General features: G+C 73.2%; 14 protein-coding genes. 10 read left to right on the top strand and 4 right to left on the bottom strand.

What is annotated here, in order from left to right; genetic code table 11:
- Nucleotides 1–19 precede the first annotated feature (19 nt).
- Nucleotides 20–2,329, top strand: coding sequence for an RNA degradosome polyphosphate kinase (locus tag BM385_RS01230; protein ID WP_254791409.1), 2,310 nt, complete (start codon nt 20–22; stop codon nt 2,327–2,329).
- The gene (locus tag BM385_RS01225; RefSeq protein WP_019431789.1) at nt 2,313–2,738 is read left to right on the top strand and encodes an NUDIX hydrolase; all 426 of its coding nucleotides are present in this window, start codon (nt 2,313–2,315) and stop codon (nt 2,736–2,738) included. Before BM385_RS01230 ends, BM385_RS01225 begins: the two co-directional genes overlap by 17 nt.
- A 54-nt stretch (nt 2,739–2,792) precedes the next feature.
- On the opposite strand, the gene BM385_RS01220 is transcribed toward BM385_RS01225, so the two are convergent.
- The gene (locus tag BM385_RS01220) at nt 2,793–3,587 is read right to left on the bottom strand and encodes a class I SAM-dependent methyltransferase (RefSeq protein ID WP_093841902.1); all 795 of its coding nucleotides are present in this window, start codon (nt 3,585–3,587) and stop codon (nt 2,793–2,795) included.
- Nucleotides 3,588–3,726: 139 nt separating this feature from the next.
- On the opposite strand from BM385_RS01220, the gene mshA reads away from it, so the two are divergent.
- The 6 genes from mshA (at nt 3,727) to BM385_RS01195 (ending at nt 8,512) form a co-directional block, all read left to right on the top strand.
- Nucleotides 3,727–4,983 carry a D-inositol-3-phosphate glycosyltransferase gene (gene mshA / locus BM385_RS01215; protein WP_093841901.1) on the top strand — a complete coding sequence of 419 codons (1,257 nt, stop codon included), beginning with the start codon at nt 3,727–3,729 and terminating at the stop codon, nt 4,981–4,983.
- A complete protein-coding gene (locus BM385_RS01210; RefSeq protein WP_093841900.1) occupies nt 4,976–5,464 on the top strand; it encodes a type III secretion system chaperone family protein in 489 nt (162 codons plus the stop codon). The genes mshA and BM385_RS01210 overlap by 8 nt, the downstream gene beginning before the upstream one ends.
- 166 nt (nt 5,465–5,630) lie before the next feature.
- Nucleotides 5,631–6,479, top strand: coding sequence for a helix-turn-helix domain-containing protein (locus BM385_RS01205; protein WP_093841899.1), 849 nt, complete (start codon nt 5,631–5,633; stop codon nt 6,477–6,479).
- Nucleotides 6,480–6,582: 103 nt separating this feature from the next.
- Nucleotides 6,583–6,717, top strand: a complete 135-nt coding sequence (locus BM385_RS28120) for a hypothetical protein (protein ID WP_282614879.1) — start codon at nt 6,583–6,585, stop codon at nt 6,715–6,717.
- Nucleotides 6,714–7,853 (top strand): methyltransferase domain-containing protein, encoded by a 1,140-nt coding sequence (locus tag BM385_RS01200; protein ID WP_093841898.1) that lies wholly within the window; start codon nt 6,714–6,716, stop codon nt 7,851–7,853. Before BM385_RS28120 ends, BM385_RS01200 begins: the two co-directional genes overlap by 4 nt.
- A 38-nt stretch (nt 7,854–7,891) precedes the next feature.
- A complete protein-coding gene (locus tag BM385_RS01195; RefSeq protein WP_093841897.1) occupies nt 7,892–8,512 on the top strand; it encodes a DUF5753 domain-containing protein in 621 nt (206 codons plus the stop codon).
- Nucleotides 8,513–8,533: 21 nt separating this feature from the next.
- Here BM385_RS01195 and BM385_RS01190 read toward each other — a convergent pair whose 3' ends face one another.
- Together BM385_RS01190 and BM385_RS01185 are read right to left on the bottom strand one after the other, a co-directional pair.
- Nucleotides 8,534–8,929: an RNA-binding S4 domain-containing protein gene (locus tag BM385_RS01190; protein WP_093841896.1), complete on the bottom strand. Its 396-nt coding sequence runs from the start codon at nt 8,927–8,929 to the stop codon at nt 8,534–8,536.
- A gap of 79 nt (nt 8,930–9,008) precedes the next feature.
- On the bottom strand, nt 9,009–11,696 hold the full coding sequence (locus tag BM385_RS01185) for a SpoIIE family protein phosphatase (protein WP_019431781.1): 2,688 nt from the start codon (nt 11,694–11,696) through the stop codon (nt 9,009–9,011).
- Between the two features lie 82 nt (nt 11,697–11,778).
- Between BM385_RS01185 and BM385_RS01180 the strand changes: the two genes are divergently transcribed.
- The gene (locus BM385_RS01180; protein WP_019431780.1) at nt 11,779–12,537 is read left to right on the top strand and encodes a phosphoglyceromutase; all 759 of its coding nucleotides are present in this window, start codon (nt 11,779–11,781) and stop codon (nt 12,535–12,537) included.
- Nucleotides 12,538–12,592: 55 nt separating this feature from the next.
- Nucleotides 12,593–13,903, top strand: coding sequence for a sensor histidine kinase (locus tag BM385_RS01175; protein ID WP_019431779.1), 1,311 nt, complete (start codon nt 12,593–12,595; stop codon nt 13,901–13,903).
- Nucleotides 13,904–14,285: 382 nt separating this feature from the next.
- On the opposite strand, the gene phoU is transcribed toward BM385_RS01175, so the two are convergent.
- Nucleotides 14,286–14,963 carry a phosphate signaling complex protein PhoU gene (gene phoU, locus BM385_RS01170; RefSeq protein ID WP_019431778.1) on the bottom strand — a complete coding sequence of 226 codons (678 nt, stop codon included), beginning with the start codon at nt 14,961–14,963 and terminating at the stop codon, nt 14,286–14,288.
- Nucleotides 14,964–15,025: the final 62 nt, after the last annotated feature.

Here is a 15,025-nt window from a genome sequence, read left to right as displayed (position 1 = left end):
TGGCGGGAGAATGGGCGGTATGAGTCCTGAAGTGCGGGGAGCGCGCGGCGCGCAGGCCGGTCCCGAGACGGCCGCGACGGCGCAGGCGGCGGCGGTGGCGGGCGGCGACGCGCCGGGGTCCGGCCCGGGGTCCGGCCCGGAGCCGGAGCGTACGGTGCCGCCCCCGGCCGCCCCCGTACCGGCGGCGGAACCCCCCGGCGCGACGCCGCCCGCCACCGCCCCCGCGCCCGCCCCGGCCGCCGTGGCCGGCCCGGCCGGCGAACCGCTGCCCGGCGACCGGTTCCTGGACCGCGAACGCAGCTGGCTGGCGTTCAACGAACGCGTCCTCGAACTGGCCGAGGACCCCGCCACCCCGCTGCTGGAACGCGCCAACTTCCTCAGCATCTTCGCCAGCAACCTGGACGAGTTCTTCATGGTGCGCGTCGCCGGCCTCAAGCGCCGCATCGCCACCGGCGTCGCCACCCGCTCGCTCACCGGCCAGCTGCCGCGCGAGGTGCTCCAGGAGATCTGGTCCCGCTCCCGCGAACTCATGGAGCGGCAGGCCGCCTGCTACCAGCGCTCCGTCGCCCCCGGACTCGCCGCCGAGGGCATCCACCTGCTGCGCTGGCCCGACCTCACCGAGGCCGAGCAGACCCGGCTGTTCACCCTCTTCCGGCAGCGGATCTTCCCCGTCCTCACCCCGCTGGCCGTCGACCCGGCGCACCCCTTCCCGTACATCTCCGGCCTCTCCCTCAACCTGGCCGTCGAGGTGCGCAACCCGGCCACCGGCCACAAGCACTTCGCCCGGGTGAAGGTCCCGCCGCTGCTGGATCGTTTCCTCGAAGCCTCGCCGCAGCGCTTCGTCCCCGTCGAGGACGTCATCGCCGCCCACCTGGAGGAACTCTTCCCCGGCATGGAGGTGCTGGCCCACCACGTCTTCCGCGTCACCCGCAACGAGGACCTGGAGGTCGAGGAGGACGACACCGAGAACCTGCTCCAGGCCCTGGAGAAGGAACTGCTGCGCCGCCGCTTCGGCCCCCCGGTCCGGCTGGAGGCCGAGGAGTCCATCGACCCGGGCGTGCTGAGCCTGCTGGTGCGCGAACTGAAGATCCGCGAGGAGGAGGTGTACACCCTCCCCGGGCCGCTCGACCTCACCGGGCTCGGCGACATCGCCTCCCTGGAGCGGCCGGAGCTGAAGTACCCCAAGTTCGTGGCCGGCACCCACCGCGAACTCGCCGAGGTCGAGTCCGCCTCCGCCCCCGACATCTTCGGCGTGCTGCGCGAACGCGACGTCCTGCTGCACCACCCGTACGACTCGTTCTCCACCTCCGTCCAGGCGTTCCTCGAACAGGCCGCCGCCGACCCCGGCGTGCTGGCCATCAAGCAGACCCTCTACCGCACCTCCGGCGACTCCCCGATCGTCGACGCCCTCATCGACGCCGCCGAGTCCGGCAAGCAGGTGCTGGTGCTGGTGGAGATCAAGGCCCGCTTCGACGAGCACGCCAACATCAAGTGGGCGCGCAAGCTGGAGGAGGCCGGCTGCCATGTGGTGTACGGGCTGGTGGGCCTCAAGACGCACTGCAAACTGTCGCTGGTGGTGCGGCAGGAGGGCGAGACACTGCGCCGCTACGCGCACGTCGGCACCGGCAACTACCACCCCAAGACCGCCCGGCTGTACGAGGACCTGGGCCTGCTGACCTCCGACGCGGAGGTGGGCGCCGACCTCTCCGACCTGTTCAACCGGCTCTCCGGCTACTCCCGCCGCGAGACCTACCGCCGGCTGCTGGTCGCCCCGCGCTCCCTGCGCGACGGGCTGCTGGCCCGCATCGGCCGCGAGATAGCCCACCACCGGGCGGGCCGCCCGGCGTCCATCCGGATCAAGACCAACGCCATCGTGGACGAGGCCGTCATCGACGCCCTGTACCGCGCCTCGCAGGAGGGCGTCCCGGTCGACATCTGGGTGCGCGGCATCTGCGCGCTGCGCCCCGGCGTGCCGGGCCTGTCGGAGACCATCCGGGTGCGCAGCGTGCTGGGCCGCTTCCTGGAGCACTCGCGGGTGTACGCGTTCGCGGCGGGCGGCGAGAGCGAGGTGTGGCTGGGCAGCGCCGACCTGATGCACCGCAACCTGGACCGCCGCATCGAGGTACTGGTCCGGGTCACCGACCCGGCGCACCGCTCCACCCTGACCCGGCTGCTGGCCGCCGGGACCGCCGACACCACGGCGTCCTGGCACCTGGGCCCGGACGGGACGTGGACCCGGCACTGGACCGGCACGGACGGCCGGGCGCTGCGCAATGTGCAGGAGATGCAGATCGAGGCACGAAGGAGACGCCGTGGCGGCAACAGCTGAGGAGGAGACGGTACGGGCGGCCGGCTGCGTGCTGTGGCGGTACGCGGCGGGCCCGGGCGGCGAGGTGGAGGTCGCCCTGGTGCACCGCCCCCGGTACGACGACTGGTCGCACCCCAAGGGCAAGCTGCACCCGGGCGAGGAGCCGGAGGACGCGGCGCTGCGCGAGGTGCTGGAGGAGACCGGCATGATCTGCGTGCTGGGCGCCCCCCTGCCCACCGCCCGCTATCTGGTGCGGGGCCGGCCCAAGGAGGTCAGGTACTGGACCGGCGAGGCGGTCGGCGGCCGGTTCTCGCCCAACGACGAGGTGGACCGGCTGCTGTGGCTGCCGCCCGGCCAGGCGCGGACCCAGCTGACCCACGCCCAGGACCGGCCGCTGCTGGAGGCGGCGCTGGCGGAGCTGGTGCGGTAGCGGGGCGCCCCGCCGCGCGCCTGCCCGGCCCGCCGCGCCCCGCCGCGCGCCGGCTCAGTCCCGGGGCGCCAGCGCCGCCCACCGCACGGTGACCTCGCCCTGCCGCCAGCGCCGTACGTCGTCCGCCAGCGGCCAGCCGGCCGCCGCCAGCGCCCGTACCGCCGCGACCCAGCGCTGCCGGGCCCCCAGCGGCGCGTACGGGGCGGCGGTGGCCCAGGCCCGGTCGAAGTCCCGCAGGAAACGGTGCACGGGCTCGCCCGGCACATTGCGGTGGATGAGCGCCTTGGGCAGCCGCTCGGCCAGATCGGACGGGGCGCCGAGCCCGCCGGGCCCGCCGAGCCGGGCCGCGAAGGTGACCGTGCGCGGCCCCTCGGGCCCCAGCGCCACCCACACATGCCGCCGCCCCAGCTCGTCGCAGGTGCCCTCCACGAGCAGCCCGCCGGGCGCCAGCCGCCCGCACAGCCGCTCCCACACGTCCCGGACCCGGTCCTCCGGGTACTGCCGCAGCACGTTCGCGGCCCGGATCAGCAGCGGGCGCTCACCGCCCGGCAGCGGCAGCTCGAACCCGCCCCGTACGAAGGACAGCCCGCCCCGCTCGTACGGCAGCGCCGCCGCCACCCGCTCCGGGTCGATCTCCACCCCGGCCACCCGGACGTCCGGCCGCACCCGGCGCAGCCGCTCCAGCAGCTCGACGGCGGTCCACGGCGCCGCCCCGTACCCCAGGTCCACGGCCAGCGGGGCCGGCGGCGCGCCGCGCAGCGCGGTGCCGTGCGCATGGCCGAGCCAGCGGTCCATGCGCCGCAAGCGGTTGGGGTTGGTCGTCCCCCGGGTCACCGTCCCCTCGGGCATAGGGGCGAGTGTACGTTTCGGCGGCGACCCGGAGGATGCCGAGCGGGAAGGGTTGGGCACACTGGTGTGGGGGAGACGTCCGCTTTCCGCTCTCGGCCCGTCAGGAGACGCAGTGGGGCACCGACCGCGCCGGGTGGCGATGCTGAGCGTTCACACCTCGCCGCTGCACCAGCCGGGTACCGGCGACGCGGGCGGCATGAACGTCTACATCGTCGAACTGTCCAGGCAGCTGGCGGCCCTGGGCACCGAGGTGGAGATCTTCACCCGCGCCACGGCCGGCGGGCTGCCGCCCACCGTCGAGCTGGCGCCCGGGGTGCTGGTGCGCCACGTGGACGCGGGCCCGTACGAGGGGCTGAGCAAGGAGGAGCTGCCGGCCCAGATGTGCGCGTTCACGCACGGGGTCACCCAGATCTGGGCGGGGCAGCGGCCGGGGTACTTCGATCTCGTGCACTCGCACTACTGGCTGTCGGGCCAGGTGGGCTGGCTGGTCGCCGAGCGGTGGGGGGTGCCGCTGGTGCACGCGATGCACACCATGGCGAAGGTGAAGAACGCCGCCCTGGCGGCCGGGGACTCCCCGGAGCCGGCGGCGCGGGTGATCGGCGAGACGCAGATCGTGCGGGCCGCCGACCGGCTGATCGCCAACACCGCAGAGGAGGCCGCCGAACTGGTCCGCCACTACGACGCCGACCCGATGCGGACGGCGGTGGTGCACCCGGGCGTCAACCTGGACGTGTTCCGCCCGGCGGACGGCCGGTCGGCGGCCCGGGCCCGGCTGGGGCTGCCGCAGGACGCGCTGATCCCGCTGTTCGTGGGGCGCATCCAGCCGCTGAAGGCCCCGGACCTGCTGCTGTACGCGGTGCGGGAGCTGCTGGACCGGGACCCGTCCCTGGCCGACCCGGGCCGGCTCGTCGTACCGGTCGTGGGCGGCCCCTCCGGCACCGGCCTGGCCCGCCCCGAGCGGCTGCGCAGGCTCGCCGACCGGCTCGGCCTCACCGGCCTGGTCCGCTTCCACCCGCCGGTCGGACAGGAGCGGCTGGCCGACTGGTACCGGGCGGCGAGCGCGCTGGTGATGCCGTCCTACAGCGAGTCGTTCGGCCTGGTGGCCGCCGAGGCCCAGGCGTGCGGCACCCCGGTGGTCGCGGCGGCGGTGGGCGGGCTGCCGGTGGTCGTACGGGACGAGGCGACGGGCTACCTGATCGAGGGCCACGACCCGGTGCACTACGCGGACGCGCTGGCCCGGTTCGCGGCCGACTCCGGCCTGTCCGACCGGCTGGGCCGGGCGGCGGCGCTGCACGCCCGCCGCTTCGGCTGGGCGGCGACGGCGGCCGGCACGGTGTCGGTGTACCGGGCGGCCACGGAATCCCACCGGTTCGCCCTACGATCGGCGCATGGCTGAGGACACCGGGCACACCGTCGAGGACACGCTGAACGACCTGGGCGTGACGTGGGAGCGCCCGGACCCGGGCCACTACGTGGTCACCCTCCCGGGCACCCGCAAGCTGTCCACGACCTGCTCGCTGCGTCTTGGCCGGCACGCGCTGTCGGTGAACGCGTTCGTGATCCGCCGCCCGGACGAGAACCACGCGGCGGTGCACCGCTGGCTGCTGGAACGCAACGCGCGGCTGTACGGGGTGGCGTACGCCCTGGACACCCACGGCGACATCTACCTGGCCGGCCGCCTCCCCCTCTCGGCGGCGACCCCCGGCGAACTGGACCGCCTGCTGGGCGTGGTCCTGGAGACGGCGGACGGGGCGTTCAACACCCTGCTGGAACTGGGCTTCGCGACGGCCATCCGCAAAGAACACGCCTGGCGCGTCTCCCGCGGCGAACCCACCCACAACCTGGCGGCGTTCAGCCACCTCTTCCCCCCGGACTGACCCCCCGACGGCTCGTTCCCCCCTCCCAGCGCCCGGAGTTCCCTCCGGGCGCTGTCGTGTGCGCCCCCGGTGCGCCGTGGTGCTCCGCGCGGGTGGTGGGGCAGGGTTGGAGGCGCTGGGCAGGGGAAGAAACTCAGAGAAATTTCTCACCTGAGGGAGAACGCTATTGAGTTCGGCGCTCAGAGGCGTCCAGGAGGCCAGGCAGGAGCTTGGCGGACGCCTGCGTGCCCTGAGGCAGATGGCCGGTCTTGACGGCCGTACTCTCGCTGGGCGGCTCGGCTGGCCGGCCAGCAAGGTGTCAAAGCTGCAACTCGGCCGTCAGTCGCCCACCGAGAGCGACATCCGGGAATGGACGGCTGCCTGCGGTGCACCGCAGGCAGCCGGCGAACTTCTTGTTCTGCTGCGCGATCTGGACCGGCGTTATGCGGAATGGCGTCGCCAACTGCACCAGGGACATGCTGCTGTGCAGCGCTCATGGAAGCAGATGGAGGAGTCGGCCACCATCATCCGTTCCTTCGAATCGTGCTGGGTTCCCGGCCTTCTGCAGACCGCCGAATACGCCGCTGCCCGCTTCCGGGAGCACGCCGGTCTCTTCGACAGCCCTCGGGACACCCAGGAAGCGGTGGCTGAGCGGTTGGAGCGGCAGAAGGCGTTGTACGAGCCCGGACGCAGGCAGCGGCACATGGTCGTCTCGGAGTCGGTTCTTCGCTACGGCCTGGCCCCGGCCCCGGTGATGCGGGCCCAGCTCGATCGGCTCGTCTCGGCCACCACACTGCCCACGGTCCGCCTGGGCATCGTGCCCCACGGCAAGCGGTTGCCCGTCTCACCCGCCCACAACTTCTGCATCTTCGACGATCAACTCGTCACCGTGGAGATCGCAAGTGCGGAACTGCGGCTGGGGCAGCCCGAAGAAGTCTCACTGTATCGCCGGGTATTCGACGCGCTGGCTACCAGCGCCCTGTACGACGCCGCCGCCCGCCGCCTCATCATCGCTGCTGCCGAATCCTGGGCCTGAGAAATCCTTAGAAATTTCCTGGACGCTCCGCTGTATGCGCTCAATCATGGTCACGGATGGCAGCCGGATCGCTGCCCCAAGTGATCGGGGAAGGGGAACAGCCATGGGCAAGCACGACAAGCCGAAGTCGGACGACCAGAAGCCGCAGGGTCCGGCGGGAGAGGGCGACCACCAGGTGCCGCCGGACGTCTTCGGGCCCGGAAGCGGGACGCACAAGAAGGACGGCGACAAGAAGTGATCGCCGCGACTCACCTGGACACTCTTCGTGGGCGGCTCACCGAGTCGCTGGCGGAGGCCGGCCACTTCCGTGAGGAGTGGCTGCGGCTGGCGTTCGGCCGCATTCCACGGGAGAAGTTCGCCCCCGAGACCGTGTGGCGCTGGTCCGAGGGCGGCTGGCGTGCGCTGAACCGGCGCGAGGACCCCGGAGGCTGGGCCGAGTTGGTCTACCACCCCACCGGAGCGCTGGTCACACAGATCGACGACGGTTCCCCGGCGGCGGACGGCGCGGGGATCGGCGCCACGAGTTCGATGAGCTCCGCCGAAGTGGTGCTCAGCATGCTGTCCGTACTGGACCTGCGGCCCGGCCACTCCGTTCTCGAAATCGGCAGCGGCACCGGCTACAACGCCGCGCTGCTGTGTGAACGCCTGGGCGCCGAAAGGGTCGTCACCGTCGAGATCGATCCGCTGCTCGCCGAACTCGCCACGCAGCGGCTCGCCTCCGCCGGCCACCGCCCGCTGGTGGTCTGCGGGGACGGCGAAGCGGGCTACCCGGACCGCGCCCCGTACGACCGGCTCATCGCCACGGCCTCCGTGCGGCGGGTGCCTCCGGCCTGGCTGCGCCAGGTGAGACCGGGCGGCGTCATGGTCATCCCCTGGTATCCCAACCCCGCTGGATTCGGGCTGATCCGGCTGCGGATGAGCGAGGACGGCACAGCCCGGGGGCGCTTCCAGGGCCGGGCATCGTTCATGCCGGTGCGCGGTCAGCGCACGGTGAATCCCCGGGTCACGGCTCTCTGGGACGCCACCTGGGACGAAGCGGACCGGATCGACGGGGACGCCGGACTGCTGGAACTCGGTCGGGCCGACGCCCGGTTCGCGCTCGGCGTGCGGCTGCCCGGCTTCTCGGCGCAGGTGCGGGGGGACGGGCTGCTCCTGCTGTCCGATGACGACGAGTCCTGGCTGTGGATCAAGCGCGACGCCACGTACCGCCACGGCCCGCGCGACCTGGTGGCGGAGGCGGGCCGGTTCCTCGGCTGGTGGCGGGCGGAGGGGAGCCCGGGGGCGGAGGAGTTCGGCATCACGGTCACCGGGGAAGAACAACTCGTCTGGCTGCGCGACGAGCAGCGCGTCCTCCAGCGCACGGCACTGAGGTGACCCGCCCGAAGAAGAGGAACGAGAGAAGGAGTAATGCCATGGGGACTCCGGCGCAGGCGACCGGTCGTTATGTCGATTGGCCCAGCCAGCTGGGCGACGGATACGCGGCGTTGCAGCGGTCCTGGAAGGAGATCGAGGCGGCGACCGGGACCACGCGGTCCTTCCAGCTGAGCACCGTGCACGGCCTGTTGCAGACGCCCGACTACGCGCGGGCCGTTCTGACGCGGTGCGCGCAGCTCTCGGAGGGGCCCGGCGATGTCGATGACGCGGTGGCCGCGCGCATGGACCGGCAGCGGATTCTCCAGGAGCCGGGCGGCAAGCGGTGGCATCTGCTGCTCTTCGCCGGGGCCTTGCAGCATGGCATTGCCCCGGCTCCCGTGATGCGGGCCCAGATCGAGCGGCTGGTCCCGGCGACCGCGCTGCCCGCGCTCACCCTGGGCATCGTGCCCCAGCGGGAGGAGCAGCAGGTGCTGCTCTCGCACGGATTCTCCATCCTGGACGGTCAGGTCTTCATCGAGCTCTACGGCGGGGAGATGCGGCTGGACCGGCCGGAGGATGTGGCTCTCCACCGCAAAGTGTTCGACACGCTGGCCGCCGACGCGCACTACGGCGAGGACGCGCGCCGGCTGCTCAGGGCGGCGGCCGACTCCTGGGCGTGAGAGGTCCCGCCCTGCCCCGTCTCAGCCGCGCTGGCCGCGCAGGCGGTCCATCTCCCGGCGGTCGCGTTTCGTCGGGCGGCCCGTGCCGCGGTCGCGGATGCCGGCCGGGGCCACCGCCTCGCGGGGTGGGGGCGGGGGGCTGTGGTCGGTGTAGCACTCCACGGCCACCGGGGCGCCGACGCGTTTGCGGATGAGGCGGGTGACCTTCACGATGCGTTCCCGGCCCTCCTGCCGGATGCGGACCTCGTCGCCCGGCTTCACCGGCTGTGCCGGTTTCGCGCGGTCGCCGTTGATCCGTACGTGGCCCGCCTTGCACGCGGCGGCGGCCGTGGAGCGGGTCTTGGCCAGGCGTACCGACCAGATCCACACGTCCACCCGGACCGTGCCCGCCGCCTCCTGCGTGCCCTGCTTCTCCATACCGTGAGCCTAAAGGGTGTCCGGCGGGTCCCGCCCGGCTCGCGGGCCCGGCCGGTGCCGTCCGTCCGCCGGGCGCGTCTCAGTCGTTCTCCGGCAGCCGCTGTTCCGCCCAGATGACCTTCCCCTCGGGGGTGTACCGGGTGCCCCAGCGGTCCGCGTACTGGGAGACCAGGAACAGGCCCCGGCCGCCCTCGTCCGTGTCGGTGGCGTTGCGCAGGTGCGGTGAGGTGCTGCTGCTGTCCGACACCTCGCAGATCAGCGCGCGGTCGCGCAGGAGCCGGACCCGGATGGGGGCGGAGCCGTGCCGGATGGCGTTGGTGATCAGTTCGCTGAGGATCAGTTCGGTGATGAACGCCGTCTCGTCCAGGCCCCAGTCCGCCAGTTGCCGGCTGACCGCCGCCCGCAGCGGGGCCACGGCCGTGGGGTTGGCGGGTACGTCCCAGCTCGCGACCTGGTCGGCGGGCAGGGTGCGGGTCCTGGCCACGAGCAGCGCCACGTCGTCGGCCGGGCGGTCGGGGAGGAGCCGGTCCAGGACGGTGTCGCAGGTCTCTTCCGGGCCGGGGCCGGCGGCGGCGAGCGCGGCCCGCAGGCGTTCGAGGCCGCCGTCGATGTCGCGGGTGCGGGTCTCCACCAGGCCGTCGGTGTACAGCACGAGCCGGCTGCCCTCCGGGAGGTCGAGCGTCGTCGTCTCGAACGGCACCCCGCCCACCCCGAGCGGTGGCGCGGCCGGCAGGTCGGCGAAGCGTACGGTGCCGTCCGGCAGGACGAGCGCGGGCGGCAGGTGGCCGGCCCGGGCCAGCGCGCACGTGCCGTCGACCGGGTCGTAGACGGCGTACAGGCAGGTGGCCCCGGTGATGGCGCCCGCTCCGTACTCGGCGGCCTCGTCCTCGTCGATGCGGGTGGCCAGTTCGTCGAGGCGGCCCAGCAGTTCGTCGGGGGTGAGGTCGAGCGCGGAGAAGTTGTGCACGGCGGTGCGCAGCCGGCCCATGGTGGCCGCCGCGTGCAGTCCGTGCCCGACGACGTCGCCGACGACCAGCGCGACCCGGGTGCCGGACACCGGGATGACGTCGAACCAGTCGCCGCCCACTCCGGCCTGGGCGGGCAGGTAGCGGGAGGCGGCCTCCAGGGCGTTCTGCGGGGGGAGCGCGCTGGGCAGCAGGCTGCGCTGGAGGGTGACGGCCATGGTGTGTTCGCGCGCGTAGCGGCGGGCGTTGTCGACGCAGACGGCGGTGCGGGCGGCCAGTTCCTCGGCGAGGGACAGGTCCTCGTCGGAGAAGGCGGGGGAGGCGCCCGCGCGCCAGAAGTTGACCACGCCGAGGACCACGCCGCGGGCGTGCAGCGGGGCGGAGATCAGCGTGTGGAAGCCGTAGTCGATCAGTTCCCTGGCGTGGTCGGGGTCGGCGGCGCGCCACCAGGTGGTGCCGGGCAGGTCGTGTTCGGCGCGGGCGTGTCCGAGCAGCAGTCCGCGCACGTCCTCGGCGGTGGTGTCGAGGGTGACGCCGCCGCCGGTGACGTACAGCGGGTGGTCCTCGCGTACGCCCCGGGTGGCGGCGCGGTACATGCCGGTGCCGCTGGCGACCGGTTCGGCGCCGTGCACCACCTCGTCGACGAGGTCGACGGTGATGTAGTCGGCGAACTCCGGCACTCCGACCTCGGTGAGTTCCTCGGCGGTGCGCACCACCTCCAGGGTGGTGCCGATCCGCACGCTGGCCTCGTACAGCAGCCGCAGCCGCCGCTGGGCGGCCTCGGCCCGTCCGGCGACGACGCTCAGTTCGGTGGAGTCCCGCAGGGTGGTGACGGAGCCGGGCGGGCCGCCGTGCAGGTCCATGGGGCGGTGGTTGACGGCGAGCAGCCGGCCGCCGAAGCGGTGCACCTCGTCGGTGGCCTCGCGGGCGGAGGCCAGCAGTTCGGTGGTGGCGGGGGCGAGGCCGAGGTCGGCGAGGGGGCGGCCCTGGGCGTCCTCGGGCAGTTCCAGCAGCCGGCGCGCCTCCTCGTTGGCGAGCAGCAGCCGCTGGTCGCCGTCGAGGATGACGACGCCTTCGCGGACGGAGCGCAGGACGGCGTCGTGGTTCTCGTACAGCCGGGTGATCTCGGACGGTCCCAGGCCCCGGGTCTGCTTGAGGAGCCGCCGGGTGATGAACGCGGTGCCGGCCAGGGTGAGCAGGACGGCGCCGAGCGCGCCGGCCAGCAGCGGGACCCGGGCGGAGAAGTTCACGGTGATGGTCTCGACCTGGATGCCGCAGGCGACGGCGCCGATGACGGCGCCGCTGGCGTCGCGGACGGGGACGATGCTCTGTACGGCCGGGCCCAGCGGGGCGTCGAGGGATTCCTGGACGATCTCGCCGGCGAGGGCGGGCTGGACGTCGCCGACGAAGTGTTCGCCGATGAGGGAGGGGTCGGTGTGGGTGTAGCGGATGCCGGCGGTGTTGACGACGACGACGGCGCCGGCGTCGAGTGCCTTGCGGACGGCCTCGGTGCGGGGCTGGAGGACGGCGGTGGGGTCGGGGGAGCGCATGGCGTCCACGAGGCCGGGGGAGTTGGCGAACGTGGTGGCGACGGCGAGGGTGCGGTTGAAGGCGGCGGCGTGCTGGTTGCGGTCCATCTGGATGTAGATGGTGACGGCGGCGGCGGTCACCAGCAGCAGGACCGTCACCACTTGCAGTACGAACATCTGCCCGACGAAGCTGCGGACGCCGAGCGCCGACCGCAGTGACGCGAGCCGTCCGCCGTCGCGCGCCGCGTTCCTGACCCGGGAGAATGCCGTCATTCCTCCACTTTGCACCAATATGGGGCGGAAGCAGATCACCCCACAGGCGGTCCCCTCCCCGCGGCCGTCTACGCTTCGGGACATGGCCGACGCACCGTACAAGCTCATCCTGCTCCGCCACGGCGAGAGCGACTGGAACGCGAAGAACCTGTTCACCGGCTGGGTGGACGTCAACCTCACGGACAAGGGGGAGCAGGAGGCCGTCCGCGGCGGCGAACTGCTGAAGGAGGCCGGGCTGCTCCCCGACGTCCTGCACACCTCCCTCCTCAAGCGCGCCATCCGCACCGCCAACCTCGCCCTGGACGCCGCCGACCGGGTGTGGATCCCGGTCGCCCGCTCCTGGCGGCTGAACGAGCGGCACTACGGCGCGCTCCAGGGCAAGGACAAGGCCGCCACCCTCGCCGAGTTCGGCGAGGAGCAGTTCACGCAGTGGCGCCGCTCGTACGACACCCCGCCCCCGCCGCTGGCCGCCGGCGCCGAGTGGTCGCAGGCCGACGACCCGCGCTACGCCCACATCCCCTCCGACGTGCGCCCGGACACCGAGTGCCTGAAGGACGTCGTCGAGCGGATGCTGCCGTACTGGTACGACGGCATCGTCCCGGACCTGGCCGCCGGCCGCACCGTGCTGGTCACCGCGCACGGCAACAGCCTGCGCGCCCTGGTCAAGCACCTGGACGCCATCTCCGACGCCGACATCGTGGGCCTGAACATCCCCACCGGCATCCCGCTGCTGTACGAGCTGGACGCCGACTACCGCCCGCTCACCCCCGGTGGCCGCTACCTCGACCCGGAGGCCGCGCGCGCCGCCATCGAGGCCGTGAAGAACCAGGGCAAGAAGTAGCACAGGTGTACGGATGTCCGGTGGCTTCCGCCGCCGGTCGCCTACGCTCGATGACATGACCGAGACAGCGGCCGGCGTCAGCGGCCGGTTCACCCGGCCGCAACGCTGGCTGCTCCCCGGCGATCTGCTGACCGACCCGGCGGACGCCGCCCCCGGCGGCACCGCCCGGCGCCCGCGCCGCACCCCGCGCGACTGGGCCGTGGACCTCACCGTCTTCGGCTGGTCGCTCCTCATGTGGCTGCTGATGGTCTTCGTGCTGCTGCCGGAGATGAGCCACGTGCCCCACTGGCTGCTGGCCATCGACCCACCGCTCGGCCTGATCAGCTGCTTCGCCCTGTGGTTCCGCCGCCGCCACCCGTTCGCCCTCGCGCTCTTCATGGCCCCGGTCGGCGCCCTCTCCGCCAGCGCCTTCGGCGCGCTCGGCGCCGTCATCCTCAGCATGGCGCTGCGGCTGCCCACCCGGCGCGCCCTCGCCGTCATCGTCCTCTACACGGTGCTGGCGATCCCCTACTTCATCTGGATCAGCCTCCCCGACGAGCAGGCCGGCTGGGGCGACGTCGTCTTCGTCATCGGCTACCTGTTCATCTTCTACGCCTGGGGCACCGCCACCCGCGCCCGCCGCCAGCTCGTCCAGCGGCTGCGCCAGGACGCCGGCCGGGAGCGCGCCGAGCACGCCCGCCGGCTCGCCGACGCCCGCCGCGCCGAGCGCGAGGCCATCGCCCGCGAGATGCACGACGTCCTGGCCCACCGCATCTCGCTGCTCTCCGTGCACGCCGGGGCCCTCGCGTACCGCACCGGCCGCTCCGCCGGCGGCACCGCCAAGCCGCTCACCGAGACCGAGGTCAGCGAGAGCGCCCAGGTCATCCGGGACAACGCGCACCAGGCGCTGGAGGAACTGCGCGAGGTGCTGACCGTGCTGCGCGGCACCGAGGCGGGCGCGCTCACCGAGGGCGGCGGCCGGCCGCAGCCCCGGATCGCCGAGATCGGCGACCTGGTCGCCGAGGCGGTACGGGCCGGGCAGCGGGTCACGCTCGACCGGAAGTACGCCGAGGGCGCCGCAGAAGGGCTGCGCGACCAGGTGCAGCGCACCGTCTACCGGGTCGTCCAGGAAGGGCTGACCAACGCCCGCAAGCACGCCCCCGGCGCGCCGATCACCGTCTCCCTGGTGGGCGCCCCCGGGCAGGGGCTGACCGTACGCATCCGCAATCCGCTGCCGGTCAGCAAGGCGGGCGCGCACATCCCCGGTGCCGGTGCTGGTCTGGCCGGCCTGGAGGAACGCGTCGTCCTGGACGGCGGCACCCTTCAGCACGGCACCACCGGCGGAGCCTTCGAACTCGTCGCCAAGCTGCCCTGGCCCGTGGCCTGAGCGCCGCGCCACCGCTGGCCCCACCCCCCGGGACCGGTCGCGGACCGGCATGACCCCGGCGCGGAACCCGCTGGAAAGCCGGGCCCGCGCCGGGGTCAGAAAACGCTGTGCTGGGGCTCTGTGCCGGCCGGTACGGCCGTCAGCAGCCGCCGCACTGGCAGGAGCCGCCGTTCTGGCAGCCGCAGGAGCAGCCAGAGCCGCACGAACAAGCGGCGGCGGTCGATGCGGTCGCGGGACGGTTCGCCATGGAGTGCCTCCTGGGCAGCAGGGATTCCTTCCACACACACCGGTGCCCCTCCATGGGAAACCCGCCGCCACCCGGCCGTCAACGGGGCGCAGGGGGGCGCAACCGCGAGCGCCCCACCACGGCGGGCGCGCCCCGTCAGGTCGCCTCGGGCTCCGGCTCCGGCGCGAACTCGTCCGCGTGCTCACCCGTCACCAGGTACACCACCCGCCGCGCGATCGACACCGCGTGATCGGCGAACCGCTCGTAGTAGCGGCCCAGCAGCGTCACGTCCACCGCCGTCTCCACCCCGTGCTGCCACCGGTCGTCCATCAGATGACGGAAGAGGGTGCGGTGCAGGGTGTCCATCTCGTCGTCGTCCTGCTCCAGCTGCATCGCCAGCTCGACGTCCTTGGTGAGCAGCACCTCGGTCGCCTTGGCCATCAGCCGCTGCGCCAGCTGCCCCATCTCCAGAATGGTCGCCGTCAGATCGCGCGGCACCGCCGAGTCCGGGAACCGCAGCCTGGCCACCTTCGCCACGTGCTCGGCCAGGTCGCCGCAGCGCTCCAGGTCGGCGCTCATCCGCAGCGAGGTCACCACGATCCGCAGATCCGTGGCCACCGGCTGCTGCCGCGCGAGCAGCGCGATGGCGCCGTTCTCCAGGTCGCGCTGCATCTCGTCGATGCGGTCGTCCGCGTCGATCACGCTCTCGGCGAGCTTCAGATCCGCGTCCAGCATCGCGGTGGTGGCCCGCCCCATGGCGGAGCCCACCAGCCGTGCCATCTCGACCAGCGTGTCGCTGATCGCGTCCAGTTCCTCGTGATAAGCGTCACGCATGACGGTAGTCCTCCCCCGGACGATCGCCCGAGCCTCGGTTGTTACGTGGACGGCCGCCGGCG

The organism is Streptomyces harbinensis, from assembly GCF_900116145.1.
Classification (GTDB): Bacteria; Actinomycetota; Actinomycetes; order Streptomycetales; family Streptomycetaceae; genus Streptomyces; species Streptomyces carpaticus.
Note: the sequence above shows the minus strand (reverse complement) of the source record. Positions and strands in the feature narration are given on the sequence as shown.

Bases quoted from the DNA above. Each gene is read 5' to 3' on its own strand.
- BM385_RS01220 (WP_093841902.1), bottom strand. From the start codon at position 3,587: ATGCCCGAGGGGACGGTGACCCGGGGGACGACCAACCCCAACCGCTTG.
- mshA (WP_093841901.1), top strand. From the start codon at position 3,727: ATGCTGAGCGTTCACACCTCGCCGCTGCACCAGCCGGGTACCGGCGAC.
- BM385_RS01190 (WP_093841896.1), bottom strand. From the start codon at position 8,929: ATGGAGAAGCAGGGCACGCAGGAGGCGGCGGGCACGGTCCGGGTGGAC.
- BM385_RS01195 (WP_093841897.1), top strand. From the start codon at position 7,892: ATGGGGACTCCGGCGCAGGCGACCGGTCGTTATGTCGATTGGCCCAGC.
- phoU (WP_019431778.1), bottom strand. From the start codon at position 14,963: ATGCGTGACGCTTATCACGAGGAACTGGACGCGATCAGCGACACGCTG.
- BM385_RS28120 (WP_282614879.1), top strand. From the start codon at position 6,583: ATGGGCAAGCACGACAAGCCGAAGTCGGACGACCAGAAGCCGCAGGGT.
- BM385_RS01175 (WP_019431779.1), top strand. From the start codon at position 12,593: ATGACCGAGACAGCGGCCGGCGTCAGCGGCCGGTTCACCCGGCCGCAA.
- BM385_RS01185 (WP_019431781.1), bottom strand. From the start codon at position 11,696: ATGACGGCATTCTCCCGGGTCAGGAACGCGGCGCGCGACGGCGGACGG.
- BM385_RS01230 (WP_254791409.1), top strand. From the start codon at position 20: ATGAGTCCTGAAGTGCGGGGAGCGCGCGGCGCGCAGGCCGGTCCCGAG.
- BM385_RS01180 (WP_019431780.1), top strand. From the start codon at position 11,779: ATGGCCGACGCACCGTACAAGCTCATCCTGCTCCGCCACGGCGAGAGC.
- BM385_RS01210 (WP_093841900.1), top strand. From the start codon at position 4,976: ATGGCTGAGGACACCGGGCACACCGTCGAGGACACGCTGAACGACCTG.